This is a genomic window from Candidatus Paceibacterota bacterium (assembly GCA_041666545.1).
GTDB lineage: Bacteria > Patescibacteriota > Minisyncoccia > Phycocordibacterales > JBAYGS01 > JBAYGS01.
Genome location: JBAYGS010000002.1, coordinates 124,293 through 151,009 on the forward strand (window position 1 = coordinate 124,293; position 26,717 = coordinate 151,009).

25 protein-coding genes and 2 tRNA genes are annotated in these 26,717 nt (G+C 42.6%); 20 read left to right on the forward strand and 7 right to left on the reverse strand.

All coding sequences use genetic code 11. From position 1 onward, the window contains the following. Window positions 1-749: 749 nt before the first annotated feature. Window positions 750-1,994 carry a hypothetical protein gene (locus WCT25_02550; GenBank protein MFA6536290.1) on the forward strand — a complete coding sequence of 415 codons (1,245 nt, stop codon included), beginning with the start codon at window positions 750-752 and terminating at the stop codon, window positions 1,992-1,994. A gap of 6 nt (window positions 1,995-2,000) precedes the next feature. Here the strand turns inward: WCT25_02550 and tsaD are convergent, their stop codons facing one another. The 4 genes from tsaD to WCT25_02570 form a co-directional block, all read right to left on the reverse strand. After that, window positions 2,001-3,296: a tRNA (adenosine(37)-N6)-threonylcarbamoyltransferase complex transferase subunit TsaD gene (gene tsaD / locus WCT25_02555; GenBank protein MFA6536291.1), complete on the reverse strand. Its 1,296-nt coding sequence runs from the start codon at window positions 3,294-3,296 to the stop codon at window positions 2,001-2,003. A 605-nt stretch (window positions 3,297-3,901) separates the two neighbouring features. Beyond that, the gene (locus WCT25_02560) at window positions 3,902-4,954 is read right to left on the reverse strand and encodes a hypothetical protein (GenBank protein MFA6536292.1); all 1,053 of its coding nucleotides are present in this window, start codon (window positions 4,952-4,954) and stop codon (window positions 3,902-3,904) included. A 67-nt stretch (window positions 4,955-5,021) separates the two neighbouring features. Beyond that, window positions 5,022-5,645, reverse strand: coding sequence for a hypothetical protein (locus WCT25_02565; GenBank protein MFA6536293.1), 624 nt, complete (start codon window positions 5,643-5,645; stop codon window positions 5,022-5,024). 90 nt (window positions 5,646-5,735) lie between these two features. Continuing rightward, window positions 5,736-7,493, reverse strand: coding sequence for a hypothetical protein (locus WCT25_02570; protein ID MFA6536294.1), 1,758 nt, complete (start codon window positions 7,491-7,493; stop codon window positions 5,736-5,738). Window positions 7,494-7,554: 61 nt separating this feature from the next. Between WCT25_02570 and WCT25_02575 the strand changes: the two genes are divergently transcribed. From WCT25_02575 to WCT25_02585, 3 genes are read left to right on the forward strand one after another with little or no spacing between them, the layout of a single operon-like run. Then, on the forward strand, window positions 7,555-8,709 hold the full coding sequence (locus tag WCT25_02575; protein MFA6536295.1) for a glycosyltransferase family 2 protein: 1,155 nt from the start codon (window positions 7,555-7,557) through the stop codon (window positions 8,707-8,709). Beyond that, on the forward strand, window positions 8,709-9,800 hold the full coding sequence (locus WCT25_02580) for a glycosyltransferase (protein MFA6536296.1): 1,092 nt from the start codon (window positions 8,709-8,711) through the stop codon (window positions 9,798-9,800). Before WCT25_02575 ends, WCT25_02580 begins: the two co-directional genes overlap by 1 nt. Next, the gene (locus WCT25_02585) at window positions 9,797-12,652 is read left to right on the forward strand and encodes a glycosyltransferase (protein ID MFA6536297.1); all 2,856 of its coding nucleotides are present in this window, start codon (window positions 9,797-9,799) and stop codon (window positions 12,650-12,652) included. Before WCT25_02580 ends, WCT25_02585 begins: the two co-directional genes overlap by 4 nt. Here the strand turns inward: WCT25_02585 and WCT25_02590 are convergent. The 3 genes from WCT25_02590 to WCT25_02600 all read right to left on the reverse strand — a co-directional run bounded on the left by WCT25_02590 (window position 12,649) and on the right by WCT25_02600 (window position 14,309). Continuing rightward, entirely contained in the window at window positions 12,649-13,434 is a 786-nt protein-coding gene (locus WCT25_02590; GenBank protein ID MFA6536298.1) for an ABC transporter ATP-binding protein, read from the reverse strand. The two genes, WCT25_02585 and WCT25_02590, sit on opposite strands and share 4 nt — an antisense overlap. Then, the gene (locus WCT25_02595) at window positions 13,431-14,201 is read right to left on the reverse strand and encodes an ABC transporter permease (GenBank protein ID MFA6536299.1); all 771 of its coding nucleotides are present in this window, start codon (window positions 14,199-14,201) and stop codon (window positions 13,431-13,433) included. The genes WCT25_02590 and WCT25_02595 overlap by 4 nt, the downstream gene beginning before the upstream one ends. A 17-nt stretch (window positions 14,202-14,218) precedes the next feature. Then, a tRNA-Ser gene (locus tag WCT25_02600) sits at window positions 14,219-14,309 on the reverse strand. Between the two features lie 1,330 nt (window positions 14,310-15,639). Between WCT25_02600 and WCT25_02605 the strand changes: the two genes are divergently transcribed. From WCT25_02605 to WCT25_02680, 16 genes are all read left to right on the forward strand, one after another. Beyond that, window positions 15,640-15,711 (forward strand) — tRNA-Glu (locus WCT25_02605). A gap of 256 nt (window positions 15,712-15,967) precedes the next feature. Then, a complete protein-coding gene (locus WCT25_02610; GenBank protein MFA6536300.1) occupies window positions 15,968-16,240 on the forward strand; it encodes a winged helix-turn-helix domain-containing protein in 273 nt (90 codons plus the stop codon). Next, complete coding sequence (locus tag WCT25_02615; GenBank protein ID MFA6536301.1) at window positions 16,222-16,470, forward strand: hypothetical protein; 249 nt, start codon at window positions 16,222-16,224, stop codon at window positions 16,468-16,470. Before WCT25_02610 ends, WCT25_02615 begins: the two co-directional genes overlap by 19 nt. A 111-nt stretch (window positions 16,471-16,581) precedes the next feature. Further along, window positions 16,582-16,779: a hypothetical protein gene (locus tag WCT25_02620; protein MFA6536302.1), complete on the forward strand. Its 198-nt coding sequence runs from the start codon at window positions 16,582-16,584 to the stop codon at window positions 16,777-16,779. Window positions 16,780-16,955: 176 nt separating this feature from the next. Continuing rightward, window positions 16,956-17,609, forward strand: coding sequence for a DNA repair protein RadC (gene radC / locus WCT25_02625; protein MFA6536303.1), 654 nt, complete (start codon window positions 16,956-16,958; stop codon window positions 17,607-17,609). Window positions 17,610-17,621: 12 nt separating this feature from the next. Next, entirely contained in the window at window positions 17,622-19,226 is a 1,605-nt protein-coding gene (locus WCT25_02630) for an AAA family ATPase (protein MFA6536304.1), read from the forward strand. Between the two features lie 22 nt (window positions 19,227-19,248). After that, complete coding sequence (locus tag WCT25_02635) at window positions 19,249-20,637, forward strand: Sau3AI family type II restriction endonuclease (GenBank protein MFA6536305.1); 1,389 nt, start codon at window positions 19,249-19,251, stop codon at window positions 20,635-20,637. 31 nt (window positions 20,638-20,668) lie between these two features. Further along, on the forward strand, window positions 20,669-22,084 hold the full coding sequence (gene dcm / locus WCT25_02640; protein ID MFA6536306.1) for a DNA (cytosine-5-)-methyltransferase: 1,416 nt from the start codon (window positions 20,669-20,671) through the stop codon (window positions 22,082-22,084). 6 nt (window positions 22,085-22,090) lie between these two features. Beyond that, entirely contained in the window at window positions 22,091-22,612 is a 522-nt protein-coding gene (locus tag WCT25_02645) for a hypothetical protein (GenBank protein MFA6536307.1), read from the forward strand. 144 nt (window positions 22,613-22,756) lie between these two features. Then, window positions 22,757-23,461 carry a helix-turn-helix domain-containing protein gene (locus WCT25_02650; GenBank protein MFA6536308.1) on the forward strand — a complete coding sequence of 235 codons (705 nt, stop codon included), beginning with the start codon at window positions 22,757-22,759 and terminating at the stop codon, window positions 23,459-23,461. Between the two features lie 11 nt (window positions 23,462-23,472). Next, the gene (locus tag WCT25_02655; GenBank protein MFA6536309.1) at window positions 23,473-23,868 is read left to right on the forward strand and encodes a hypothetical protein; all 396 of its coding nucleotides are present in this window, start codon (window positions 23,473-23,475) and stop codon (window positions 23,866-23,868) included. Window positions 23,869-23,917: 49 nt separating this feature from the next. After that, the gene (locus WCT25_02660; protein MFA6536310.1) at window positions 23,918-24,271 is read left to right on the forward strand and encodes a pyrimidine dimer DNA glycosylase/endonuclease V; all 354 of its coding nucleotides are present in this window, start codon (window positions 23,918-23,920) and stop codon (window positions 24,269-24,271) included. Window positions 24,272-24,389: 118 nt separating this feature from the next. Next, window positions 24,390-24,998: a hypothetical protein gene (locus WCT25_02665; protein MFA6536311.1), complete on the forward strand. Its 609-nt coding sequence runs from the start codon at window positions 24,390-24,392 to the stop codon at window positions 24,996-24,998. Window positions 24,999-25,010: 12 nt separating this feature from the next. Continuing rightward, a complete protein-coding gene (locus WCT25_02670; protein MFA6536312.1) occupies window positions 25,011-25,370 on the forward strand; it encodes a VOC family protein in 360 nt (119 codons plus the stop codon). A 31-nt stretch (window positions 25,371-25,401) separates the two neighbouring features. Then, window positions 25,402-25,947, forward strand: coding sequence for a YbaK/EbsC family protein (locus WCT25_02675; protein ID MFA6536313.1), 546 nt, complete (start codon window positions 25,402-25,404; stop codon window positions 25,945-25,947). Window positions 25,948-26,113: 166 nt separating this feature from the next. After that, window positions 26,114-26,674: an AAA family ATPase gene (locus WCT25_02680; GenBank protein MFA6536314.1), complete on the forward strand. Its 561-nt coding sequence runs from the start codon at window positions 26,114-26,116 to the stop codon at window positions 26,672-26,674. Window positions 26,675-26,717 lie beyond the last annotated feature (43 nt).

The following is a 26,717-nucleotide window of genomic DNA, read 5'->3' on the forward strand; positions in this document are numbered from 1 at the left end:
AAAAGTGTGGCGGGGAAATCGTGCCGGGTCGGATTTCTCCAAACCCGGCAGAGGAACGGTGGGGCGCGAGGGCGACTGAGCGGGAATGGACTAGTCCCCGGGAGGGAGGCCAATCCTTTTTGCGTGCTCTTTGTGCGCCGATGGCTAATTCGCCGGACACATGGGAGAGAGTCTCTCCGTGTCACCGTTTAAGCGCGGCGATTTTTCGGGGCCCAACAATCGGCGTTTCCTTTTTTAGGTTGCCGGTTGCCCTGCAGGGGTTTTGGTTTCTACGTTCGAATACGACGCAGATCCCCAGGAGCCTTGAATGCCCGTACCTGTTCCAGATCGGATCACAGATGTCGGATTCTCCCTCCGAAAGGCGACTCTTGCGAGTCCTTGGATTTAACATCCTGACCGATCTCTCCGGTGATGGGCGGTTCGCTTGCGCAAGCCGCGTTGGTCACCGGTGATTCTTAAAGATCAACTATCAGTAGTTTAGCATATTGGAGTATAAAAGTCAAGCATTTTTCAAATAAGTTTTGAGTCCTCGTGAAATAAGCCCCTGTGTAGCCCTATTTTAGGTCAAAGGCTGACCTTTTTGTGAATCCGCGTGGTGAATCTTATGAAAATTAAAAGGCCCGAGCGCTTGCGCTCGGGCCTTAAATTACAGATTTAAATATAAAGTCAATGTTTTTTAAACATCCTGGCGCTTGTGTAATTTAGGGCTTGGGTTCATTATGGTGATATTAAAACAATAACTAATTTTGATGAAAACTGAACACCCCAATCTCCAAGAAGCTTCCCACGAGTCTCCTGGTCCATTAGAAAAACTGCGTCTCATAAGAGAAGAAATTGAGAGACAAAAACGAGAAGGGATTAAAGCGGATGATGACAGAAAGGCGGCCATCATTGCCGAGGCTACTGATATGGCCGAGGGTAATGCCAAATTGGCAGAGAGAAGTGTCCAATATTACAAGCCGAATTTTGACCGACCTCTAGTCGGCGCAGAAAGAGAGGAAGCGGAGATTGGGGAGAGAGTTTGGGGTCCAAAAGGTAGGTATGCTTTGGATCAAGAAATTCTTAGGTTAAATCAAAACTACGAAGCATTGGTCAAGGAGTTCGAAGGCGCAAAAGCTGATTTAGAAGCTTCGGCTAAGGGTTCTTCGGCTGAGGTATCTGCCGCGATTGCTGAAGCTAAAAAAGAGCTGGAGAAGATGAAAATAACCCTGGATGAGAAGGTGGCCTTACTTAATAGAGGAGATGAGGAAGTGCCGGAGAAAATTGGGGCAGCCCGGGTAAATTGGAAGGGGTTTGACGAAGAGCAGAAGCGAACGATGGAGAATCCTGAACAATTCGCTGCCGAACAGATTTTGGAGGCCCGAAAACAGGCCGGCGAGACGGTAGGAGATATTTCACCAGAAGATTTGGCGAAGGCAGTTAATACTGAATCGAGGCGACGGGGACAGGTCAGAGCCGAGACCTCACAAAGAGAGGAGGCGGCGGAGATAAAAGCTACTCTGACATCCTTGACGGAGCAGGTCAACAACCACAGGACTTTAGCCATGCAACATGCCGAAAATATACGCCAAGCATTGAGTGCTGGACGTGATGTGCCTACCTTGCCTAGTGTGGCGAGTCTTGAGAAACTGAGTGATGACTTGTTCGGGGCTTCGCGGAAAAGTTCTTGGTTCAGTTTTAAAAAGGACAACTTCTCAGAAGAAGCGTCTAAGATAAAAGCGCAGGCAGAGGCATTAAGGGAACCTCTACGCGGGGAAATTCGGAATGAAGTGGGTCTTGGCAGTAAACTTTTTGAACAGGCGGTCTATTTTGACCACAACAGAATTCTCAATTTAGGCTCATTAAGCGAAGAGGAGAGATCGGCGCTGAACGATCAAAGAGAAGCCCTTCGAAAACATGTGAGTGGGGTTAATCGTGAACTTAATGAGCAAATGAGTCAGCTCTTTGAATTGATTGAACAACGATTTTCAATGCTCTTCTCCAAAAAGCTTTAGGGTAATTTAAGAAAGTTTTAGATTCCCCAAGGCGGAAAGATTTTGGTTCGCCTGGTGCTTGAAATTCAAGGCGCCGGCGATGGAAATCATAATGGCATTATCGGTGGCGTGGTCGAGCTGGGGGAGAAATAGCTTAAGATTTTTTTCTTGCGCCAACTTGGTGAAAGCCTGGCGGATTTCTTTGTTGGCGATGACTCCACCACCCAAAATCAGACTTTTGGCGCCAAACTTTTCAATGGCTTTGGCGGTTTTAGTGGTGAGAACTTCTACGACTGAGTCTTCAAATTCTCGAGCGATTTGCTGCTTGTCGGTATCGGAGAGCGTGCCGATTTTTTGTGCTAGATAAAGCACGGCGGTTTTAAGACCGGAGAAAGAAAAATTCAAGTCACCGCTTTTGAGCATTGGCCGAGGGAGAGAAATAGTGGGTAGTGGGTAGTGAGTAGTGGGTAGTGAAGGATTCCGAGCAATCTCAGCCAGGGCTGAGATTTGGGGTCCGCCGGGATATGGTAGGCCGAGAACGCGGGCAACTTTATCAAATGCCTCGCCGACAGCGTCATCTTTGGTTTGCCCGACAATTTCATACTTTCCCCAGTCCCTCATCAAAACCAGTTCAGTGTGCCCGCCGGAAATGAGCAGGGCAATGGCAGGAAACGCAGGGGTTTGTAGTGAGTAGTGGGTAGGGAGTAGTTTTTCAGATTTGGAATTTGGAAATTGGTTATTGGAAATTCCTTGTTCTCGCAGTAGCGAAACAAGGACGTGTCCTTCCATATGATTTACCGGGGTCACCGGCACTTTCCAGAGTTCGCCGAGCGCGCGAGCGAAGTTTAGACCGGTCCAAAGACAGGGCTCAAGTCCGGGGCCATTAGTGACAGCAATCGCATCGAGCTTCTTTGGCTTTACCAGTCTACTCAAATTATTTTTTATATTCTCAAAAAGAATCGTATCTTTCGCAAAGTCTATTGCAGTCTTTTGCAAAACACTAGAATAGAGATTTGTAATTTCGGGGGTGTTTAAGGTTTGTAATTTTGGATTTGAAGTTTGTTTGGTTTTTGTTTCTTGTGATTTGGAATTTCCAGAATCTAGTTCCTTTAAAACTTTCAATAGGATTGGAACTAGATTCTGGCTGTGTTCGCGTTTGGCCATCATTGGAAAAACTCCGCCATATTGCTCGTGGATTTTGATTTGCGAAATCAGTTCATTGGCCAAAATTTTTATTTTTGGCTGGCCAAAAAGCGGTTTCTTGAATTCAATCAAGGAAATGGCAGTTTCGTCGCAGGATGTTTCAATGCCGAGAATTATCATGGGATTTAATATACAGGACAAACTGGCGACTTGCATGTCTTGACTTTCCTAAATTTGGTAGTAAGCTGAAAGCAGAAGGTAAACTTAAATGAAAGGAAAATTGTGGATGCAACTATAGCCCGTCTTTTTGATGAATTTCGACAGCGGGACTTCGAGCCGATTCAATTGCAATTGTCGCCGGATTGTTATTGGACGCACACTGTGGCTCCTGCTACCCATGGTGATTTATGGCTCCGCCTGATTGATCAAGGGGATGCGAGTTCGGTCTCAGTTTGTAAAAGCGAGAGATTGGCCCGTCGCCCTTTTGAGTCCGAGTCTTGTGCGGCTGAGTTGCCAATCGATTTGGGGTGTAGTGACAGCGGGTATTATTGCGAATTTAGTTTGGCAGTCGGCGGGTCGGCGGCCAAGTGGCTTACCCAGTTCCTGTCAAGGTTCGCTGAATTGGCAAATCAGCAATCTGTCGAGGTTTCAAAGTGATTGAGTTTTCTACGTGGTGTGCCGGTAATCGAGAGATTGCCGGCCTTTATTTTTGTTGAACAAATTTGTACAAAACTAAGCCCTCACCGCTTTCGCTGAGTCGGGCGAAGTTGGGCAGTTTTGTTTAGCTAAAAATGGGTTAAGCATGTCCAAAATTTCGAGTCGTCTTTTTGGGAGGAGCATCTCAGATTGTGTTTTATCAAATCGGTATAGTTACTGTATTGATAATAAGGGGTGATAGCGACCCGAGTATTGGACTTTTCGATATAATTTCCATTTGGGTCGAGTCCGCCGTATCGAAGTCGCGACTGAGGATAGGCCAGATAAAGCTTGGCGCGGAGGTTTAAATGAGGTGGCACTTGATCGAATGGTCCGTCAAAATAATTGTTTTTCGCCACATTTTGTCTGGCTATTCCAACCAGAAGTAGGCGTTGGGGACCTTGATAGAAAACAAAATCCGTATTCTTCCCTAGCCGATAGTTGTTTCCTAAGTCGGTCAATTCATCCCCGATATTCTCATCTGGATTTGCTATGAAGTAAAAGGCGCTTGTCTTGTTGTTGAAAATTAGTACGAAGCGTATTCCTGACTCGTCTACAATTTGAGAGATGAACTGTTCGTCGGCTAGCAGCTTAAGATTTTTAGGCAGTTGCTGATTGGAATCATTAAGTATAAATGTCACTGTTTTTCCGAGGTACGAGATTTTGTATTCATGTCCTGATTCGCGTTTGATTGCTAGCCCGTCATGGGCAGTGATGTCCCCGGCCCAGTTCTTTGTTGAGGTTGCATGGGGGTTGTCCATGTCGAAATAACCGAAATGCAAGATCCCATTTTCTATGTCTGAAAATCTGATGTTACCGGCTATAATTTTATTTGGAATTTTTAACCGATAGTAGTAATAGCCTTCAGTTGGGTAGACGATTGCCAGACTTGGCAAACGCTTCCAGATGTAATTTAAGAATTCTACAGGTTGGGTATAATCTGGGACTGGCAGGGTAAGTGATAGAAGATTATTTATCCCCAGAGAATAGTAACTTCGAAATGACTGAAACATTTCCGAAGGACGAAGCGTATTGTATGAGAGGTCGTTGGCCAAGATGTAAAATTGGTTGAGTCTAAAGTTGCTTGGTATCGAAAAAAACAAAGGCAAAATAAGACAAATTGCCAATCCATAAGCTAACATAAAACCAATCGTTGAGGACTTCTTGATTGTAAAGTCGTTACACGCTCGTGTAACTAGCCGCCGCAATTTACCAATTGAAGAATCCATTGAACCAGTCAGTAATTGCGTCGAATATCCCACCAGAGTCGCTGTTGTTTACATTATTAATGTTTGACTGACTATTTAGGTTAAAGTCTAGGTCGTCTGAAGCAAATCCTGAATCGAAAAAGACGCTAAGCTCTTCATCATGGGTGCCGTTAGCTTTATCTTCCTGGATACTTATAGTCGTATCGTGATCGTCAAAAAAATCGCTCACCGCTTTTTCATGCGTTCCGTTATCCTTATCTTCCTGGATACTTATAGTCGTATCATGATCGTCAATAAAATCGCTCACTGCTTTTTCATGCGTTCCGTTATCTTTAGCACTTTGAGTGAGATCGTGGTCGTCGAGGAAGTTACTAAGCGCAGTATCGTGTGTGTCGTCACTTTGAACCAAACTATGCGTTCCTGAGCTGTTTATTAATCCATGGGAATAATCGTCGGAAGAGTATATGATTACATCGGCGACTTGCTTGTTGACATCAAATTTAATTTCTCGGTTTTTGCCGTAGCCGATTATAAGAGCCAAAATCAAAACAACTATCAAAGAAAGCCAGGCACGTTTGGCGTCGATTGGTGGCTGGTTAGGCTCGCCGAGATTATTAGGAGTCATTTCAGTATTGGTTAAAAGTTAGCTTACTAATGTATAAATGTTACCGCCTTACAGTGGCAATTGCAATCAGACTGTAAACAGTTCAGTTTTTTACCTTGCTTGAAATTTGTATAGAACTAAATTTTTGTCACTTTCGCCAAGTTTGGTGAAGTTGGGGCAGGTGAACGGCGCGGAGTAGGCGTAGGCGATTTGGAATTTTTGGGCGAGGGCAGTTTTTTCGGCGCAGTTGGCAGAGAGGAAGGTGTTGTAAGTCAAAATTTTGTTGGTTAGGGTTGAGGGTTTGGAGTCCAGTGGAAAATTTTGTGTCGCGACGCCGATGACAAGGCCTTTCCATGGCGGAGCGATAAAGCGTTGGTTTTTGATATTTTTGAAAAGTTCGAGGTCGGCTGGAGTCAGATAGATATTGGCCGGGGAGGCGGGCGCAATTTTGGCTAGGCTTTCGCCGACGCGGATTTGCATTACCAGTTTCTGCCAGTCGGTATATCTGGTGTAGAAAGGTGAGGCGAGAGTGAAAATTATTAAAATCAGGATGGTTAAATTGAAATCGGAAAGTCGCCGATATTTTTTTTGGAGCCAGGCAAAAATATCGGCGGCCCCAAGACCAGAAAGAATAGTGAGCAAAATTGAGGTGATAACAATTACTCGTTGGTATTCAATGATAAAAACTTTTTGGGTGCCGGAGTAAACTGTCCAAAAAACGAGGCCGATTAGGGTGAGGCCGATAATTGGCCAGTTTTTGTTTTTAAATTCTTGCCAGAAGCCTGGAAGTGCGAGAAGTATGACCCAGATTGGGATTATCGTAAAAATGTTAAATTTCGGGATGCCGTTTTGAAGATTGGTTCGGAAGATCAGGGAAAGAATCGAATCTTTAAGTGAGATGAGGTTGCTGTTGCCAAAAATGAAGGCTAGGGCGACTAGGAAAATAATGGCGAGTGAACCAAGAGTCAGCCAAATTTCTTTTTGGCTACGATTTTTTAGTCCCACGGCGATGATCAAGGGTAGTGAGAAAGCGATTATTGGCGGGTAGAAAATTATTGATAAGATTGAAAAAATTGCCACTAGAGTTCTCTTTTCGGAAGCGACGGACAAAAGAGCAAATAAAAAAAGAATTAATCCAGCCGTGAGAGGCAGGAAATTCCAAATGCCCGGCAGGTTGGCGCCGTTTACAATATAAGGAATTGAAAGTGCTACCAAAAGTGAAGCGGGCAAGCCGGCGCCAAGTCGTCTCGAAATCAAATAAGCCAAAAAGCAAATTAGGAGACCGGATAAGATTGCGAGCGCGGGGTAAGTCGTTAAGGGGTTAAGCTCCGTGATTAAGAAAAACTCTGAAATGGTGGAAAAAAAGGGGAATGTCGGATTATTGAAACGGCCGTTTTGCCAGAGAGGATTGACTAAAGGGAGAGATTTATTCTCGATTGAATAGTTGATGAGCGAAATGCCGATCCATTCATCCGAAAAGTAGGGATAGTCGGAGCTACTATTCTCGACCGTCTGATAGCCATTTGAGGTGGTGATGAGGCCGGTGTAGGAATAGTGGACAGACCAGAGTTGGAAGGTAATAATGAAAACAGTGAAAATAATAAAATAGTTGATAGCCAGTTTGGGTTTATCTGTTCGGTGTCTTTTTAAAAAAAGGATTATTAGGGAAACTAAAACGACGATTGAATGAGTCGAGATGAGAAGATTGTAGGTAAAAACTCCTAGAGCCTGTGAGGCGACTGCCAAGATTAGATGGAAACCGATTAAACCCGCTGAAATGGTCAAAAAACCTTTAAAACGGTCCTTAAACAGGAGGGCCAAGGAGAGTGGTATAATCGAGAGAATTATTCCAAAACAGGCCATAAACATAGGAACACTTTAGCATGAAAATAGTTAAGAACCCCTACGAATGGGGCACACGAATGAATATATGACTAAAAATCACGAAATATCAGTGGTCATCCCGTGCCTAAATGAGGAAAAGGGTATCGGTTTTTGTCTGGAGGAGGCGATGGGTGTTATTAGGAAGCGAAATTTGTCGGCCGAAATTGTTGTGGTTGATAATAATTCGACTGACAAAACGGCGGAGATTGTTTCTGAGTACCAGAAAAAATTTGCTGATTTGGTTTTGGTTAATGAAGAAAGGCCCGGTTACGGTGCGGCATATTTAAAAGGTTTGGCGGTGGCATCGGGAAAATATTTGATTATGGCGGATGGTGATGGTACATATGATTTTTCTTTGATTACTGATTTTGTCTCTAAATTGAAGTCCGGTTTTGATTTGGTGGTAGGGAATCGGTTTGCCACCAAGGATGTCAATTTGGTGATGCCGTGGCTGCACCGCAGGATTGGCAATCCGTTTTTGTCATTTCTCGTCCGAGCATTTTTCGGCGCGAAAATTAAAGATGTACATTGCGGGATGAGGGCAATTACCAGAAGGGCTCTTGAAGCTGTCGACTTAAATACCACCGGTATGGAGTTTGCTTCGGAAATGGTAATTAAAGTCGCGAGGCGAGGCCTCAAGATCGGTGAGGTAGACATTTCTTATCGAAAAAGGTTCGGGGATTCAAAGCTCGAATCGTTTAGTGATGGCTGGCGACATTTGCGTTTTATTTTGCTTTATTCACCGCTTTTGCTTTTCCTTTTACCCGGTCTTATTATTTTGGGTTTGGGAGTCATCGGCTTAGTCGGCTTTTACTTTGGCAGTCTGAATTTGTTTGGTATGAATTTTTATGTCCATCCTATGTTCGTCTTTTCGGTGATGATTCTCCTCGGCTATCAGTTGGTTGCCTTTTCGGCTTTTTCAAAAATTTATGCCATCTCTCATCTGGGCGATCATAACCGGCTCATTGAATCGCTCTTCAGAAAAATCACCGTCGAACGCGCCAGCATTCTGGGAATGACTTTTTTTCTGCTCGGACTTTTGATTTATCTTTTTATTTTTGTAAAATGGTTTTCGTCCGGTTTTGGCGAGCTTGATGAAATCAAAAATTCGATTGTGGCGCTCACCCTGCTCGTAGTTGGGGTCCAGACCTTCTTTTCGGCCTTTATGCTAAGCACTCTAGGGATTAAATCTAAGCAATAATGAAAATCGCGATTCTTCATAATTTTCTAGACAATATCGGCGGGGCGGAAGTCGTGGCTCTGACTCTCACCCGTGAGTTTAAGGCTGACCTTTATACCACGAATGTTAGCGCGGAAAAGATTAAGCAAATGGGTTTTGGTGAAGTCTTGCCTAGGATTAAGTCGATTGGTTGGGTGCCGAAAAATGCGCCCTTCCGACAGCAGTTGACCTTATGGCGTTTTCGACGCCTAAATCTTGGTCGGCAGTATGATTTTTATATTATCGCCGGTGACTGGGCAATGTCCGGTTTGGTAAATCATCATCCGAATCTTTGGTATATCTTCTCGCCACTCAATGAGTTGTGGCAATTTAGGAATCATGTGAGAGAGGATTTATTGAGCTGGTGGCAACGGCCGATTTTCGACGCGTGGGTCCGGTTTAACCGCTGGTTGACTATAAGATATGCCAAAAGCGCTGACCAGATGGTTTCGATTTCAGAAAATACGCGGGCTCGAGTTAAAAAATTTTATAATCAGGAATCGGAAATTATTTATCCGCCGACTGATATCTCCAAGTACCTCAATCGGCCAAGTGAAAATTTCTGGCTGTCGGTCAATCGTCTAACTCGGCACAAACGGATTGAAAATCAGATGGGAGCTTTTGCCAAAATGCCGGATGAGAGACTGGTTATTGTTGGCAGTTATGAGAAGGGCTCAAGACAGTTTGAAAGCTACAAGAAATATCTGGAGAAAATCAAACCGGCAAACGTTGAGATAATAAATTGGGCGACGAATGAAAAATTGATTGATCTGTATTCACGGTGCAAAGGATTTATCACGACCGCGAAAGATGAGGATTTTGGTATGACACCGGTCGAAGCAATGGCCTCCGGCAAACCAGTCGTGGCGATAGACGAAGGCGGTTACAGAGAGACTGTCACCAATGGTACGGGGGTATTGATTAATAATTTGGAGGCAGAAACAATCGTCGAGGCTGTCAGGAAGATTAATGAAAATCCGACAGCTTATCGGGAGGCGTGTTTGGCAAGGGCCAAAATTTTTAGCGTGGCAGAGTTTGGGTCCAAGATTAAAAGAGTGATTCAAAAAGAATGAAAAAAGAAATTTTAGTCAGCGTCATAATTCCGGCGCGTAATTCCGAAAAGTATCTCGGCGCTTGTTTGCGTTCGGTTTTGGCTCAAGATTTTGAGAATTTTGAGGTGATTGCGGTGGACAATAATTCGACTGATGGGACCAAGGAAATCATTTCGGGTTTGGCGGAAAAGCATCAAAATTTAAAGTATGTTTTTGAGCCGAAAATCGGTCGCGGAGCGGCCCGGAATACTGGTGAAAAACAAGCCAAGGGGGAGGTAATTTTAATGACCGATTCGGACTGTGTGGCGCCAAAAGGCTGGGTAAGGGCCATGGCGGGGCCAATTTTGGCCAAAGAGGCCGTTGCGGTTCAAGGTGGGGAAATTGGGCTTAAGCAAAATTTTTGGAGTCGGCAGGCCGATTTGAGAGCTGAGGAGAGATTCGAAGCTTTTAAGCGGGGCGACCGAATGGTTATGGTGGATACCAAAAATTTTGCAATCGGCCGACAATTTTTGGAAAAATTGGGATTTAGCAGCCGCAGTTTTGCGAGGGGTAATGATACCGACTTGGCGATTCGGCTGTTGAAAAAGGAGATTATTCCGGTCATCAAAAATGATATCAGAGTCGCGCACGAGCATTGTGATAATTTTCTGGCTGTGGCGCGCAAGTATTTTTGGGGTGGTTTTTGGTGCCAGAAAATTACCACGGCTCACCATTTCTTTTTACGGCAAACTAATTTCTTGAAGGAAACTGAACAGGCCCGCAAGCCGATTCGTGAGTCGCTCTCTAATCTTAGGGCGACGATTTTTGACAAGGGTTTCGGGTATTTGCTTTTCGATCTGGTGACCGGTGTGGCTTGGCGATTTGGCCTGGCCCGTTCGAGGCGCAAGTCGGCTCCGGTTTTAGGGAAGAAGTGTGAAAGGAGTTTTGATGAGAGTATTACGGTTTTGGTGCCGGTGAGAAATCGCTACGATTATCGGATTAAAAATTGTTTAAAAAGTTTGAGGGGCCAGTCTCATAAACAGTCTCTTTTAAAAATTATTATCATCGATTATGGCAGTGAAAAGAGACACAAAAATTTTTTTGGTGGACTCTGTGAAGAATTTAATGCCCGAGGCATTTGGACCGGACGAAAAAATGAAGTTTGGAATAAATCAAAATGCCTGAATCTCGGTCTTAGGGAAGTAAAATCAAAGTATGTACTTGTCGCCGATGTCGATGTGGTTCTTGAAAGGAGCTATCTGGAGACCTGTGTCTCAATCGCCGGTGAATTTAAAGACGGGGTAGGTCTTTATCCAGGAATTTTGGATTGCTCTAAAGGTGCAGTTGATTCCGGTACGGATGTGGTTGGAAATTTCAATCGGCTCGTAAAACAATCGACCTATCGAGGCGATAAATATGAGGGGCACTTCCCGTATGGTGTCGGGATTTTATTTACCGAGACAGAAATTTTGAAGCAACTCGGCGGGTATGATGAATTTTATGAGAGTTGGGGTTCGGAAGATTTGGATATGATGAATCGGTTGCAGAATTCCGGCGTTGAGATTTTGAATGTTTCGAATTATACGCAAGCGATTCACCAGTGGCATGAGAAAAATGAGGGAGTAAGTAATGATTCGAATTTGTCGAGGCGAATTAAGCTAAACCAGCAGTACTATGAAAACAATTTTTCAGTCGTCAGGAATAATTCTAAGTTGGCAGCTAAATCTCCCAAATCTCTGCCGGGAGAATTTTGGGGCATCACCTCTTTTTTTAATCCGGCCGGTTACAAAAATAAGTATGAAAATTATTTGGTTTTTCGCGAGGAATCTAGGCGGCAAGGTCTCAAGCTTGTAGCCGTCGAGTTGGTATTTGATGGTGGTGAGTTTGAGCTCAAGGATAGTGATGCTGAAATTGTTGTCCGGATTCGAGGTGGCAGAGAAAATATTATGTGGCAGAAAGAAGCGTTGCTTAATGTCGGCCTAAAGCATTTGCCCGGTGGTTGCGACAAGTTTGCTTGGGTGGATTGTGACATTATTTTTTCCGATAACGATTGGATTAGGAAGACCTCGGAATTGCTCGAACAGTACAAAGTCGTTCAACCTTTCGAGAGGGTTGTCAGGATGGAGTCGGGTGTCAAAAAAATTGAAGAACACAAGGCTGGCGAGGCCAGTAAGAAACCGGTTGAGCCTAGTCTAAGCTTTGCTTTGGCCTGGAAGTTAAAAACCAACGAAATGGTGTCTGGGGATTTCACTAAATATGAACCGGGTTTTGTCTGCGCTGCTAGAAGGGAAGTTATGGACAAGATTGGATTCTATGACAGGGCGATTACCGGGGCGGCCGATTCGGTGATGATTCGGGCTTTTTGCGGTTGGCGGCATTTTACAAATCTAAACGGTTTGTCGGAGGGCTTAATCAAAAGACAGGATCGCTGGTCGCTGTTGGCATATAAGGAGGTTCAAAATAGTATCTATTTTATTCCCGGTGATATTTTTCATTTGTGGCATGGCACAATTCCTGAAAGGCGATATTCGTATAGAGATAACATTTTGCGGGTGAGGAATTTTGATCCGAATTTTGATGTGACGATTAATCGAGACGGTATTTTGGAGTGGACAACTCACGATGAAGAGGTTAAGGCCGGGTTGAGGGAATATTTCTGGGTAAGGAACGAGGAGGGGAAGCTGAAATCGGTGGCGCCGAGTAGGATTGAGTCGGCTCGTAAACCTCGGGCACGACTTAAGATGCGCCTATTTTGGAGACAGGCTAAGATTGTTGCCAGTTTTGATTTGGGTGACGGCTATTTCAGGTTGTTGGGTTTGGTCGGACAGAAAATCAAGGGAAATAACCAGGGATTATATTTGTCACTAAAAAGATATTTTCCGGATAAAAATTAAGACTGACTGGTATTTTCGGGTTTGAGTTTCATGGCCTCCAAATATTTTTGAAAAACGCTTGCTGGCGTGCCGATTTCTCGGATCTTACCCTGATCGAGCCAGATGGCTTTGTGGCAATTTTTCAAGATGCTTTCTTCGTCGTGACTCACGAGGATGACGGCGGCGCCACCCTTGATGAGGTCGTCCATCCTCTGCGTGGCCTTTTCCTTAAATTTGGCATCGCCGCCAGAAGAAAGGATTTCGTCGAGAAGCAGGATGTCGGGGCTTTGGTGTTTGATGCAGTGAATGACGGTCGAAAAATTGAGGCGGGCGAGCATGCCGGTAGAAAATTGGTAAACCTTCATGTCGACAAATTCGCGCAGACCGGAGAAGTCGACGATTTCATCAAAACGAGAGCCGATGTCCTTTTGGCTCAAGCCCATGACGGAGCCCATTAGGTAAATATTTTCGCGCATCGTGAGCTTGGGGACGGAGCCTTGATTCACGCCTGTCAGGTAGACGGTCTTGCCACGGGTCGTGATTTGGCCGGAATCCGGCTGATAGACCTCGGCGATGAGGCGGAGCAAGGTGCTTTTGCCGGCCCCGTTTTTGCCGATGATGCCGAGGATTTCGCCGGCGGAGACCTCGAAAGAGATATCATCGAGTACAGGAATTTCTCTTTTCTCGGTATGACCGGAAAGGAGGCCGACGAACCGCGAAAGAGCGGTGTCGCTTTTCCTAAAGTCGGCGCGGAATTTCTTGGAGAGATTTTTGATTTCGATGCGTCTAATTTTTTCGCTCATAATTTTTCGGCTAGACGATTTTTAAACTTTTCGAAAATCAAAAGGCCCAACAGGAAGACGGCAATACTGCCAAGCGTGATGATTGTGACAGTCTCGACGCTTGGGATTTTTTGATAAATAACAATATCTCTTGCTGCGGTGATGAAGTAAGAAAGGGGGTTCCAAGTGTTGAGCCGGTGTAGGGGGCTGCTCGGATTAATTGAATAAAAAATCGGCGTGGCGAACCAAAGTAGGCGAGTAAAGACGACCCAAACATTTCGGAGGTCACCGATGTAGACACCGCAGACCGAAAGTATGAGAGAAATACCGGCTGTGAAAAGGGTGAAAAAAAATAGAATTATTGGATAAAAAATTAGCCAGCTGATGTCAACTTGAAAAAAGAAAGCAAAAATTAGCAAAGCGACCAGCTCGAAGAGGTGAGAGAAAATGAATTGCCAAACCCCAGAGAGAACGAAGGGTTCCATCTTGATCTTAAGCGACTTGATAAAACCGGAGTGGCTAGAAATTACTTGGGTTGAAAAGCCGGTGACGGCGCTCCAAAAATTGAACATGATTAGGCCGATGAAAAGATAAAGCGGGTATTTTTCGATTGAGTCTTGGGCTAAGGTGCTACTGATAAAAAATAGAATTAGAAAAAAGACGAGAGGCTCAAGGAGATACCAAAAAATGCCAAGAAAACTGCCCTCATTTCGGACTTTGAAATTCGCCTTGGCCAAGGAGAGGCTAAGCCCAAGGACGCTTTTTATTTCTTGGAGTAGGGGATTCATTTTCTGATTCCGAATTTTGGCGGAAGGGGCGAGATTCGAACTCGCGTGGGGCTTACGCCCCCAACCGATTTCGAGTCGGTGCCGTTATAACCACTTCGGTACCCTTCCATAAATTTACGATACCTATTCCAGATTTTAGGATTTGAAGACCCGATTTTATCCAGGTATCTTTTTATTTCCTTTTCCCGTCTCCAAAAAATTGCGAATCGGGTCTTCTGGGTTGGGTGAAAACCTAGATGCTCAAGTGACTCCTTGAAAAAGCCTAAGATCGGTAAAGATCTATTTGTAAAATTCATCCCACTGTGAAAATATAGTTTATTTTTAATAAAATGTCTATCAACGTAAAAACAACCGTCTGTGTCGAACAGTCCTCTTAGGCAAGCCTTTCTGTAGTTGTCAGATTTAGAAATCCAAGATGGCACCTTGACCTGTTCCCTGACCTTACTTCCGGGCGACAAGCCCATTTTACATAAGTAATTTACTGCCAATGTTCTCGATACGATAACGTCTATGACGTTTGTGTTTTTCCGATATACCAATGAAGGTTTTATGTCGAAGACCTTTTTGATAAGATCCGCGACATATTTAGAGTATTGTTCATCATCAATTTTGTGCAGAGTAATTACGATCTGTCTTCTTGTCATTCCGCCGTCACCTAAGATTATACCAATAAGTTCGGCCAGCCTGACCGAGTGGTCAGGCTCTTTGATAGCGAGAGGTGAGAAAAAAGTTACACCTTGGGCTCTCATGGTTTCAGATGATCTAATCCCGCCAAGTCTTCGACCATCCGCTGTTCCCGGGTTGCCGTACAAAGCCTGTCTCGTCAGCCCGCCAATTTTTCCGTTCGTTGACTTAATTTTTGATTCGTCAATTTTTCTTGCTGGCCTCGGTAAACTGAATGGCAATTTAGTCGAAACTGACTTGATAAAATTTTCAGGTAGAGCAGTTCTGCTATTTCGCCAGTCTTGAAGGCTACGTGTTGAGATACCGTAATCCTTTGCCAGCTTTGACCATGAACCGTAGGTGTGCTTTAGGGGCGTAAATATTTGATCCAGGTCTTCTTGAGTGAAAAAATATCTAAGCATAAAACAATTGTAGCATACATCTATCAACGTCTCAGGCAAGATGCTGATTGTATAAATTTTTGCGATTTTCGCAAAAAATGCTATGCTCTCTGTGTTGTAGTTAGCTCTGTCTTTTCTCAATCCTTAACTACAAACTACCCACTACACACTACCAACTAAATGCTGGCCCTATCGTCTAATGGTTAGGACACGGCCTTTTCAAGGCTGTAGAGGGGTGAGCTTGGGGTGGGACCCAAGCGCAAGGCCGGAGCGAGCGAAGGCGAGTGAGGCGGGGTCGCAGAATTTTTCAGCAGAAAAATATCTGTGACCGACTCAAAGGAGTCGAACCCGGTTTAGTTTGATAATAAAATATTGGCCCTATCGTCTAGTGGTTAGGACACGGCCTTTTCAAGGCTGTAATCGGGGTTCGACTCCCCGTAGGGTCACAACGCAAATGCGCAACCGCCGAGAGGCGGTTTTGCGTTGTGACCCTAAGCAGAGCTAAACGCTCTGCGTCGGGGAGTCGAAGCCTGTTTGAGTATTTTTCTAAGCTTCTGAAGCGTAAGAAAAATCCAAACAGGGTACTGACCCTGTAAGGGTCGAATCTCCCCGTAGGATCACTAATAAATCGGGCCGTTCTATTCTAGCTTTTTGCAAAAAGCTAGAATAGAGAAATGGGAGGTTGTGGTGTATAATTTTTGGATGGCGATTAATTATCGAATAGTCGAAAGAATTGTGAAAGGTTTTGCCAATCACAATCGTCTCAAGATTCTTGAGTTGCTCCAAGCAGAGCCAGAATTATCGGTTATTGATGTGGCGGATAAGTTGGGAATCGGGTATATGAACGTTTCGGACCACATCCGTAAAATGAGTATTGCCGGTTTGTTGATGAAGCGTAGCAACGGACCGTTTGTACTTCACAAATTAACACCTCGAGCTGAGGGCATTCTAGCATTTTGCAAAAAGCTAAAATAGAGAAAGGGGAGTGGAGAAGTAGGAGAGAGAGTGGGGAAGGAAAGAAGAGAAGAAAAGAAAAAGAAGAGAGAAAGGGGAGGGAAAGGGGTGATGGTGGCGGGGTGGAGGTGGGGGTTTGGGTGATTGTAAAGCGGGGGTTTTGGGCGTATATTTGGTGGGTAGATCTGGGGTCTGTGATTCAAGACCTACCTACCGGCAGGCAGGTTCAAGATTCAGGATTTAAGATATAGGTATGGAGATTGAAAAAGAAATTTTGGAAATTAGGGATAGCACGTTCGCGCTGCTGCGCTCAGTATTCCCTCGCTCGACGCTCGGTCAGAAGTTAGTGGCTAAAATATTATATGGATATTGGAAAGGAAATTGAGGATATCAAAATCAGAAACCAAAGGGTGGAGATGGATAAGGCGTGGGAGGTGAGTTGGACTCGCCGGCTTTTTATAGCCGGCTCGACTTATGTAATCGCCGGGATTTGGCTCTTGATGATTGAGGATTCTTTGCCGTGGCTTAAGGCTTTGGTTCCGGCGGGTGGGAGGAAGTAAGTGAAAAGTTGAAAGTGTAAAGTAAAAAGTGCGGAAAGACGCTTTCGTTGCCGTTTGTCACATTCGGTCTACTGACCTCAGTATTTCCTCACTCGACGTTCGGTCACCGAAAAATGTGGGGCTAGAATAGGTTATAGCCACTAGCCAATAGCCAATAGGTTTGGGAAAAGAAATTTATGACCAAGATCAAGGATCTTCAAAAAATTGATAGGCCAAGAGAAAAGCTGCAAAAGTATGGCGCAGGTAAATTATCCGACGCTGAACTTTTGGCAATTCTACTTCGAACAGGTACAAAAGATTTAAATGTTTTAAAATTAGCGCAAAAGATTTTACAAAAATTCGAAAATGAAAAATTTATTAATATCACAATTGACGAATTAAAGACAATCCACGGGTTGGGGCCAGTAAAGGCTTGTGAGATTATTGCTTGTTTTGAGCTTGGAAGACGAATGTTGAAAGGTAAAAAATCATCAATTCTACTTTCTTCTAAAGATGTTTGGGAACGAATGGAAGATATTAGGGGAAGCAAAAAAGAGCATTTTGTAGTTTTTTATCTAGATAGTAGAAATCAAGAGATAAAAAAAGAAATTATTTCAGTTGGAACTTTAAATGAAAGCCTTGTTCACCCTAGAGAAGTATTTGAGGGTGCAATAAAAAATAATGCTTCTTCAGTTATTATTGCTCACAATCATCCCTCTGGAGATTTGGAACCCTCGCAAGCCGATATTGAGATAACAAAAAAATTAATTCATGCTGGGAAAATTCTAGATATTAAAATAATTGATCATATTATTGTAGTAAATGATTCGTGGTCAAAGATTGAAGTGTAAGAAAGTAATTGTATGAAAATAAAATCAATAAAAATAAATAATTTCCGCTCAATCAAAGAAGTTGAAATAACTGGACCCCTTGATGATGTGTGGACATTCGTCGGTCAAAACAATGCCGGCAAATCATCAGTAATGCATGCAATCAGAGCTTTTTATGGTGAATATGATGTGAAAGCCGAGGACTTTTGCCGAGCAGATGGTTCCAATAAGCCAATAGAGATTACTATGGAGTATAAGCTTTCCGACGATGAATTCTTACAGCTTCCTGAGCAATACAAATTACCCAATAATATTCTTTCTGTAGTCAAAAGATATGCGAGAGATTCTTTGAAGGGTGAATCACACGGATTTACTAAAGATTCGACAACTAGTGAAATAAAGGAAGTAGAGGAAGAATTTTTTGGAGCAAAAAACGTTGCTGTGGGAAAATTAGGAACGGTTATTTATATCCCCGCTGTTAAAGATTTAGGGGAGGAATTAAAAAAGACAAAATCATCCCTATTTTCAAAACTAATAAGTCGAATACTTACAGAGACGCTTACAGACCTTCCTTCGTGGAATAATCTTATTAAAAATACTGAGGAATTTGCGAATGATTTAAAGAGTCCAGTTAAAGCGACTGGCGAATTTAGAAGTGTGACTGAGATTGAAGAAAATTTATCAAACCGACTTAGTGGTTGGGGTTTAAAATCTCAAATAACAATTTCCGCTCCTTCTCCGGAAGACATTATTTTGTCGGGAGCCAAACTAAGATTAATTTCAAATGAAACAGGGGTTGAAGAAGACCCAATGAATCTTGGTTCAGGTGCCCAACGTTCGATTGTAAATAACCTACTTCTTTTGTGGGCTGAGATAGAAAGCAAAAAAATAAAGACTGATAAAAAGAAATTTAGCGGTGAGATAACCCTTCTCTTGTATGAGGAACCGGAGGCACTTCTTCATTATGATCAAGAGTGTAAGTTGTTAAGAAATCTTGAAGATCTTTCTAAGACCAATAACAGCCAGGTACTTATTTGTACGCATTCACCCAATCTCATTAGTGCAAAAAATGAATCTCTAAAATGTGTATCAAGATTTGTAAAAAATTCTGGTATTTCTACTAAGTACAGTGCAACAGAAATTTTTTTGAATAATCTTAAAACAAATGCACCAGATTTTGATTTTGTACTTTGGCTTAACCCTGATCGTAATACTATGTTTTTTGTTGATAAGGTTATTCTAGTGGAAGGCCCATCTGATAAAGCCTTCTTAAATTATCTTACGAGAGAAAATAGCCTTGATAAAAATTCATACATAGTTGATTGTGGGAATAAAAGCAACTTGCCTAATTTTATGAAACTATGTGAGCAGTTTGGCATCAAGCATTCCGTTATGTTTGATAAAGATGGTGATACTTCAGCAAACCATAAAGCTTGGAATAAAGCTGTTGTAGATGCAAAAAATTTATTCACCGTAGACATTAAAGACTTCCCGATAGACCTTGAGACGTATATTAGATTTGATAAAGTTCCAGTTACAGGCAAGTTTAAAAAACCTCTTGAAGTTCTACGCCAGTTAAAAGAAGGTAAACTGTCTGTTGTTCATAATACAGAATTTGTAACTTTTTTAAATAACTAACTTTTTCATTTCGATGACAAAAATGTATCAAACAAAAGAGCAAGTTTTGGAGAAAGCAGAAACAATTTTGCATAAATCTTTGCGTAGAGCTATCTCTACAGAAGCAATCGGAATTATTGAGGCCCAAATTGGAGAATACGGAATGAAGCGCAAAGGCTTCTTGGGTGATTTGGTAGAAAAATACTTTTTCGACATTAATCCAGGAAATATTAGCGAGCCAGATTTTAAAATTGCAGAAGTTGAACTTAAAACAACTCCGCTAAAGAAACATAGCAATAACAAATTGGTTTCAAAGGAAAGATTAGTTTTTTCGATGATTAACTACGACACTGTTGTAAATGAAACATGGAAGCTAAGCTCTTTCTTGAAGAAAAACAAGTCACTGTTATTAATGTTTTACTTATGGATAGAAAATAAGAGCATTCTTGATTATGAATTTAAATTTGTTCATTTATTGAATTTACTAGAAGATATTTCCAATGAGGATGTTTTTCAAATTCAGAAAGATTGGGAGTATATTGTTTCTAAAATAAAACGAGGAGAAGCGCATCTTCTATCTGAAGGCGATACCTATTATCTTGGTGCTTGTACGAAGGCTGCGAACAGTAGAGTTGTAAGAGACCAGCCAATGAATCGTGCACCTGCAAAACCTCGTGCATTTTCCTTCAAACAACAATATATAAATTACCTAATTAAAACAAAACTACTTGGCGAAAAAACAAATACGGATTCAATTTTTAAGAAACAGAGACGGATTGAAACCATCGAAGATTTAATTAAGGAAAAATTTTCTGCATTTATAGGAAAAACTGATAAAGAGATACTTAAGAAACTTGGCTCAAATCTTGGCACAAAAGCAAAAAGTTATAAGAGATTGATTGTTAATAGGATTCTTGGTGTTAATTCAAATAATATTGAGGAACTAGAAAAGGCTAATATAACTCTTAAAGTAATAACACTTGAATCTAGTGGAACACTCAGGGAATCTATGTCATTCCCTGCGTTTGATTATAAAGATTTAATGATCCAAATTTGGAATGATGACGAAGAAGAATCAATGGCTGATTTTCACCTGCAACTTGAGACTAAAAAATTCTTATTCGTTGTGTTTCAAAAACAAAAAGGAAGTGGTGACATACTACTCAAAAAAACTATGTTTTGGAATTTCCCAATGAAAGATATTGCTGAAGCAGAAAATGTTTGGAAAAAAACTGTTGATTGTATTAATGATGGAAGATATGACGAATTACCAAAAATTAAAGATAGTAAGGTTGCACATGTTCGCCCGCACGGGAAAGATTCTACGGACACAATAGAAACACCTCAAAAAACATTAGAAATGAAGCGCTGTTTCTGGTTAAACGCTAAATATATACAGCAAGCCATAGAAAACAGTCAAGATCAAGATTGATCTTTTTATCTCTATTTGTTAGAATGGGAACATGAAAAGAATTCGAGTTGTTGAACTGTTTGCAGGCGTAGGTGGCTTTCGTGTTGGTTTGGAGACTGCTACAAGAAATAATGGGCACATCAGGTATGAGGTAGTTTGGAGTAGTCAGTGGGAACCGGGTGCAAGTACTCAGCATGCTTCTCAAATCTATGAAGTAAATTTTGGTAAAGATGGACACTCGAATGAGGATATTCAAAAAATTATTGATAATAAATTCCACGAAATTCGAGACCATGATCTTTTAGTCGGAGGATTTCCTTGTCAAGATTACTCAGTAGCTAGGACATTAAGTCAGGCGAAGGGCTTAGAAGGGAAAAAGGGTGTTTTGTGGTGGTCAATATACAATATTCTTCAAAGGAAAGGTAAAAAGGCCCCTTCGTTCCTTTTATTGGAGAACGTCGACCGTCTGCTCAAATCCCCATCAGTACAAAGAGGTCGTGATTTTGCTGTGATGCTTTCCTCACTTAATAATTTGGGCTATGCCGTTGAGTGGAGGGTCATAAACGCCGCAGAATACGGGATGCCTCAAAGAAGAAGGAGAGTCTATATTTTGGGCTATAAAAAAGGCACGGAAATTTATAAAAATCTCGAAGCGCAAGAAGATAAGGAAAGATGGATAAATAAAGACGGGGTTACCGCCAAGGCTTTTCCGGTAAAAAATATAGTCCTAAATAAAAATAAATTCACATTGGAAAAAGATCTCGTAAAATTAACTAAAAATTTTTCAATGGGCAGTCCCCAAAAAAGTCCTTTTGAAATTTCTGGCATCATGATAAATGGTGAAGTTTATACGTACAAAGTTACCCCTGATTATGACGGCAAATTTATTATTTTGAAGGATATTATTGAGCCGGATGAGAAAAAAATACAAAAAGAATTTTTCATTGATAAAAAAGATTTGCCAACATGGAAATATTTGAAGGGAGGGAAGAAGGAGGCCCGAAAAAGTAAGGGAGGTTTTACCTATGATTATTCAGAAGGCTCTATGGTCTTTCCCGATTCTCTTGAAAAGCCGTCCCGAACAATTGTGACCGGTGAAGGAGGTATCTCACCTTCCAGATTCAAGCATGTGATAAAAACAAAGACCGGTAAGTTGCGTAGATTGACCTCAGAGGAGCTTGAGAGGTTGAATATGTTTCCGGAAGGCCACACAAAATTTATGCATAACGGGAAGATTACTCCAGATACAAAGAGGGCGTTTATTATGGGAAATGCGTTAGTTGTCGGTGTCATTGAAGGTCTTGGCAAAGCTCTGATTGAATTTATAAACAAGAAGCCAAAAAAGGGCAGGATGAGTGGAAAAAGGAAAAAATATTTAAGGGGCGAACGCTCGCCACAACCACTAGGTGAAGATGTCCCCAAGAGGCTCGTGAGAACCGTTCTTGTGAGGGGGACATATTTAAGTTAATAATTTATGAAAAAAGGCAAAGAAAAAGTTTTGGCAGGGATTGTTTTGAAATACTATCGTCTCTCCGATAAAAATGAAAAACCGGAAGGCGGACCCTCTGGAATTACTTGCGCGTATTGCCTCCTCCAAAATATTGTGCATATCGGCAGTGGTTTTAAGGACAAGAAGGGTAAGATCCATCACATCTGTGAACGATGCGCGGTAGAGGCCTATCGCAAGGAACATGGTTTTAAGACTTTGGCTGTGGCCGAGGCTAGGCGGAGGCGAATGTTTGATGTTGGGTATCTCTTCAACGAGATATTAGTTGACGAGTATATGAAGATTAAAGGGATTAAAGACTCTAAAAGTCTCGGTGAAAAAATTAATGATATTTTTGTCAGAGCTCCGGAATTGTATAACTATCTATTCAGTAAGGAGGAGAAAGTGAGGATTGAGGAAATCGAAGTTCAAGCTGAAATTGAAGCAGAATTAAGGGGAAAGATTGGAATTGTTGACCTTAAGCAGTTTTTCATTGAGGTCGGGTTGTAGTTTTTGGCCCCGCCGTGTCCCACGGCGGGGCCTCACTGGGCCGATAGGGCAATAATATCTGTATTCTAAGGCCCGCATTTTGGATGTCAAGTTATCAACAGAAATTGCTTGATTTTTTTACAAGTTTTGTATATACTTTTTGGTATGACCAACAAGTATATACAAAAAATTAAGGAATTTCGTCTTAAAAAAGGTCTTTCTCAGGAACAAGTCGCGCAAGCTATCGGGGTCTCCCGCCCGACGTATACGGCAATTGAAGCTGGGAAAAAACAGAATCTCGATCTTGATGAGGCTCAAAAGCTTGCTAACTTTTTTGGAATCGGCTTGAACGAGCTAGTCTCTGGAACAATAGAAAATGTTGAGAAATATAAGCAGATGATACTTGCTTACCTTAGGATGAACCTTTCAATTTCTAGAAATGGAAGGGTTACAAAGACTAAGCTTGCCAAACTTCTTTATTTTGCAGATTTTGCGTGGTTCTATGACCATCTAGAAAGTATGAGTGGAATGCAATATAAAAAATTTGCCTACGGTCCGGTGCCCGATACTTTTTTTCGTGTTCTCGATGAGTTGGAGGAAGATGGAAAAATTAATATTGAAAGGAAGAAAGAGGACGGAAAGGATGTTTTCTTAATTACGGAATCGGAAAGTAATAAAAATGAGAAAATTACAACTATCTCTGCCGAGGAAAGGAAGTTGATGGAGAGGATTGCCAAAAAATGGAGAGGCAAAAACACTCAAGATATTGTTACTTTTACGCACAATCAATTTCCTTACACTGTTTGTCGAGATAATGAAGTGATACCTTATGAATTGATAACCCAGGAAGACGCCGATAAGGTGTACTGATTGAAATGGTCATGCAAGGTAATTATTCCGTACGGATTGAGAAATATGCTGAAAGGCACTTCATAAGTAGTTTCGCTAAGAAGTATAACCAGCATTGGGATGTCACGCTTAGAGCGATTGTTTTTTCGCTTGAGCATATAGATTCACTGCTTCTCACCGATAAGGCCGAGACGATATCTGATGTCGATGGCGTAAAGATAATTAAGATGAAGTTTACTGTGGCCAAAAGTGGAGAATCGGCTAAGTCCTCTGGCAATAGGTGTATTGTTGCCTGGCATAAGGACAAGCAGTTCGTGTCCGTATTGCTTGTATACGGTAAGACGGACTTAAGTGGTCATAACGAGACTGCGGAGTGGAAAATGCTGATTCGAGAAAATTACCCAGAGTATAAAGAGCATTGCAAATAGGCTCGCAAGAACCGTTCTTGCGGGGGGGACATATTTAAGTAAACAATTTATGCGCGTCTGGGACATACACCCAAAACATTTATGCAGAAAGCACCTGCTGGGAGAACACCGGGAGCTTCATGGTCTTTGGAATATTTTGACCAAACACGGCGGTAAGGGCGGGTATTCTCAGCATCCGGAAACTAAAAGGTGGGTAGGGAAAACTCGCGCGCTTTTTGGTAGACATCAAGCGTTGGTAAAAGAGATGGAGAAGCGAGGCTATAAGCATCAGTCATTGCTTGATAGGAAACTTGCAAAAGGTAAAGGTGGTCAAATTGTTTTTATAAATACCATCAAGGAGCAAAGAGTGATATTGAGAAACAAGCCTTGCGAGTGCTTTGCTCTGCATCATCGGAGTAAGTGAGGGGATGTGACAATTTAGGGTAAAAGAGATAAAGGGGGTCGGGCGTCATTGTTGCAACCTTCCGAAGAAAAGATTTGGAATAATCATGGCTAAGTCTGTTTGTGCTAAAATGGGGCTTATGTCCGACGAACAAACACAAACTCCGACCGACACCTCAATACCTCCGCCTGAACCGGAAGTAGTAACCCCAAGCTCCGAAATGGCCCCACCTGAAATTGCACCTGAAGTGGGGGCGCCAAGTGGAACATTGGCGCCTGAGGGGCCGTCTGGGGCCGTGGGAGGCTCTGGGGAAAGCGGAAATTTGGAGGGGGTGAAAGATATCATTTCGAGTTCGGATTTGCCGGTGGGCCAACCTTTGGCCGAGGTGGCTTCCGCCCCGCCGACTTCGGAGGCGGCGGGGCCGGCCCCAGAGGTTTCTGCACCTGTTTCAGTTCCGATTTCAGGCCAGAATGCAGCTCTGATTAATCGGGGCAATTTGCCGAAGGCTTGGGCCAAGATTCAAGAGACCAAGAGTAGGAAACTTGAAAAAATTATGGCGGCACTTGATGGAAAAGTCCCCACTACGCTAAAGCTACGCGGGGCAGGCAAAATTTCAAATGACGAAGCAGAGAAATTGCTTCGGGTATCTGATGCTACGGCAACGAGGTATCTTGAAGTGTTGGAAAGGGAGAACCGGATTAGGCAAGTTGGAAAGATCGGTCAAGGTGTTTTCTACGAGAAAATTTAGTATATTGAGGACATGAAAATAAAAGGAACTGATTTTGTTTTATACAATGTGACTGATTATGAGCGAGCGGTTAAGTTTTACCGTGATGTGTTGGGACTCAAATTTGTCAGCGAATATGGTGGATACTGGGGAGAGTTTGATGCCGGAAATGTTGTTCTGGCAATCCACGCAAACAAGCAACCAATCAAAGGCGGCTCAGCGGTAGCTTTGGCCGTTGATGATGTTGATAAATTTGTCAAAACCCTGAAGGATAAAGGAGTAAAAATCAGCGAGGAGCCGAGCGAGACTGAAGTGTGTTTTATAGCTACGATTTGCGACCCGGACAATAATGAGATTATTCTCCATCAGAGAAAAGATGGAACTGTAGGCTGAAGTTGTTGGAAAAAATTTAAGGAATAAACAAATGGAAATTAAATTAGGCACACTAAGTTTTCTTTCAGCTGCCACACACAAGGATTTACTAGCCAATTCTACCGCTCAAACGCTGTTAGCTTTGCCGCAACAGGGGGCGGTGGGTGTGGTAGAGATTGACCCGTCATTTTCTGATACAGCTCAATTCTGTCAAAAATATAAAAATGAAGCCGGAATAGTAGCTAATTGTGTGATTCTAGAGGCGAAACGAGCCGAAAAAGTTTGGTACGCAGCTTGTGTGATTTTAAGTAATACTCGAGCGGATGTGAATGGCTTGGCTAGACGGACTTTGGATGCCCGCAAGGTTTCCTTTGCCCCAATGGAACTTGCGGTAGAAAAAACTCGCATGGAGTATGGTGGAATTTGTCCAATTGGGTTGCCGAATGACTGGCCGATTTTGATTGATAAAGCTGTGGCAGATTTAGACTACGTAATTATCGGGAGCGGGATTAGAAAATCGAAAATTGCAGTTCCGGGGGAAATTCTTGCTTCCTTACCTAATGCTCAAATTCTGGTCGGCCTCGGGCAATCAAAGTAGTTTCAAACGGCTCACTTCTAAAGCCGAACGGCTCATTTAACGGTTAAATGAGCCGTTCGGGTATTTGGGTGAGCCGTTGGTTTCTGGAGAGACCCCGCCACACTCTTTGGCCCCGTGTGGCGGGGTCGGGTGTGAATGGTGGCGCCCTATGATATTCTTTGTGAATATGAAATACATATTTATCACCGGCACTCCAAATTCAGGAAAAAGTACGTTGGCCAAGAAAACTGCGGAGTTGATTGGAGGAATACATGTTGATATTGATAGTTGGCGAGAGGAGTTATGGCAAAATAAGGAGACCCGACCTTGGGTTGATTTCTTTTCTAATCAAGATGAAAAAGAATATTGGAATACAACAGCGCCCGAACAAGATTGGCAGAATCTCGTGAATCAGTCAGAAGCATTTTGGCCGGTCATCTTGGAAAAAATTAAAAAAATAATAGCGACAGGCCGTCCAGCCGCATTTGAAGCTGTGAATATTCTGCCACATCTGGCCAAGCGAGATTTGCCTTTTGACGGAATTGTTTTGCTAAACACTTCCTCTGATGAACTCCTGGAAAGGCTTAGGGCCAGGCCTCGCTGGGGCGCGACTGAAGAATTGCAGAAAATTGAGGCTCTTCGGTTCGTCGAGCAGGCAGAATTTTATAAAAGGGAAGCCGAGAAGTACGAATATAAATTTTTTAACAACAGCCGAGAGGCCGAGGAATACCTGTCGCGCTTAAAATAAAGTTTGGCCTCGTCCTATTCCCACAGCATAGCTGTTCCCCCGC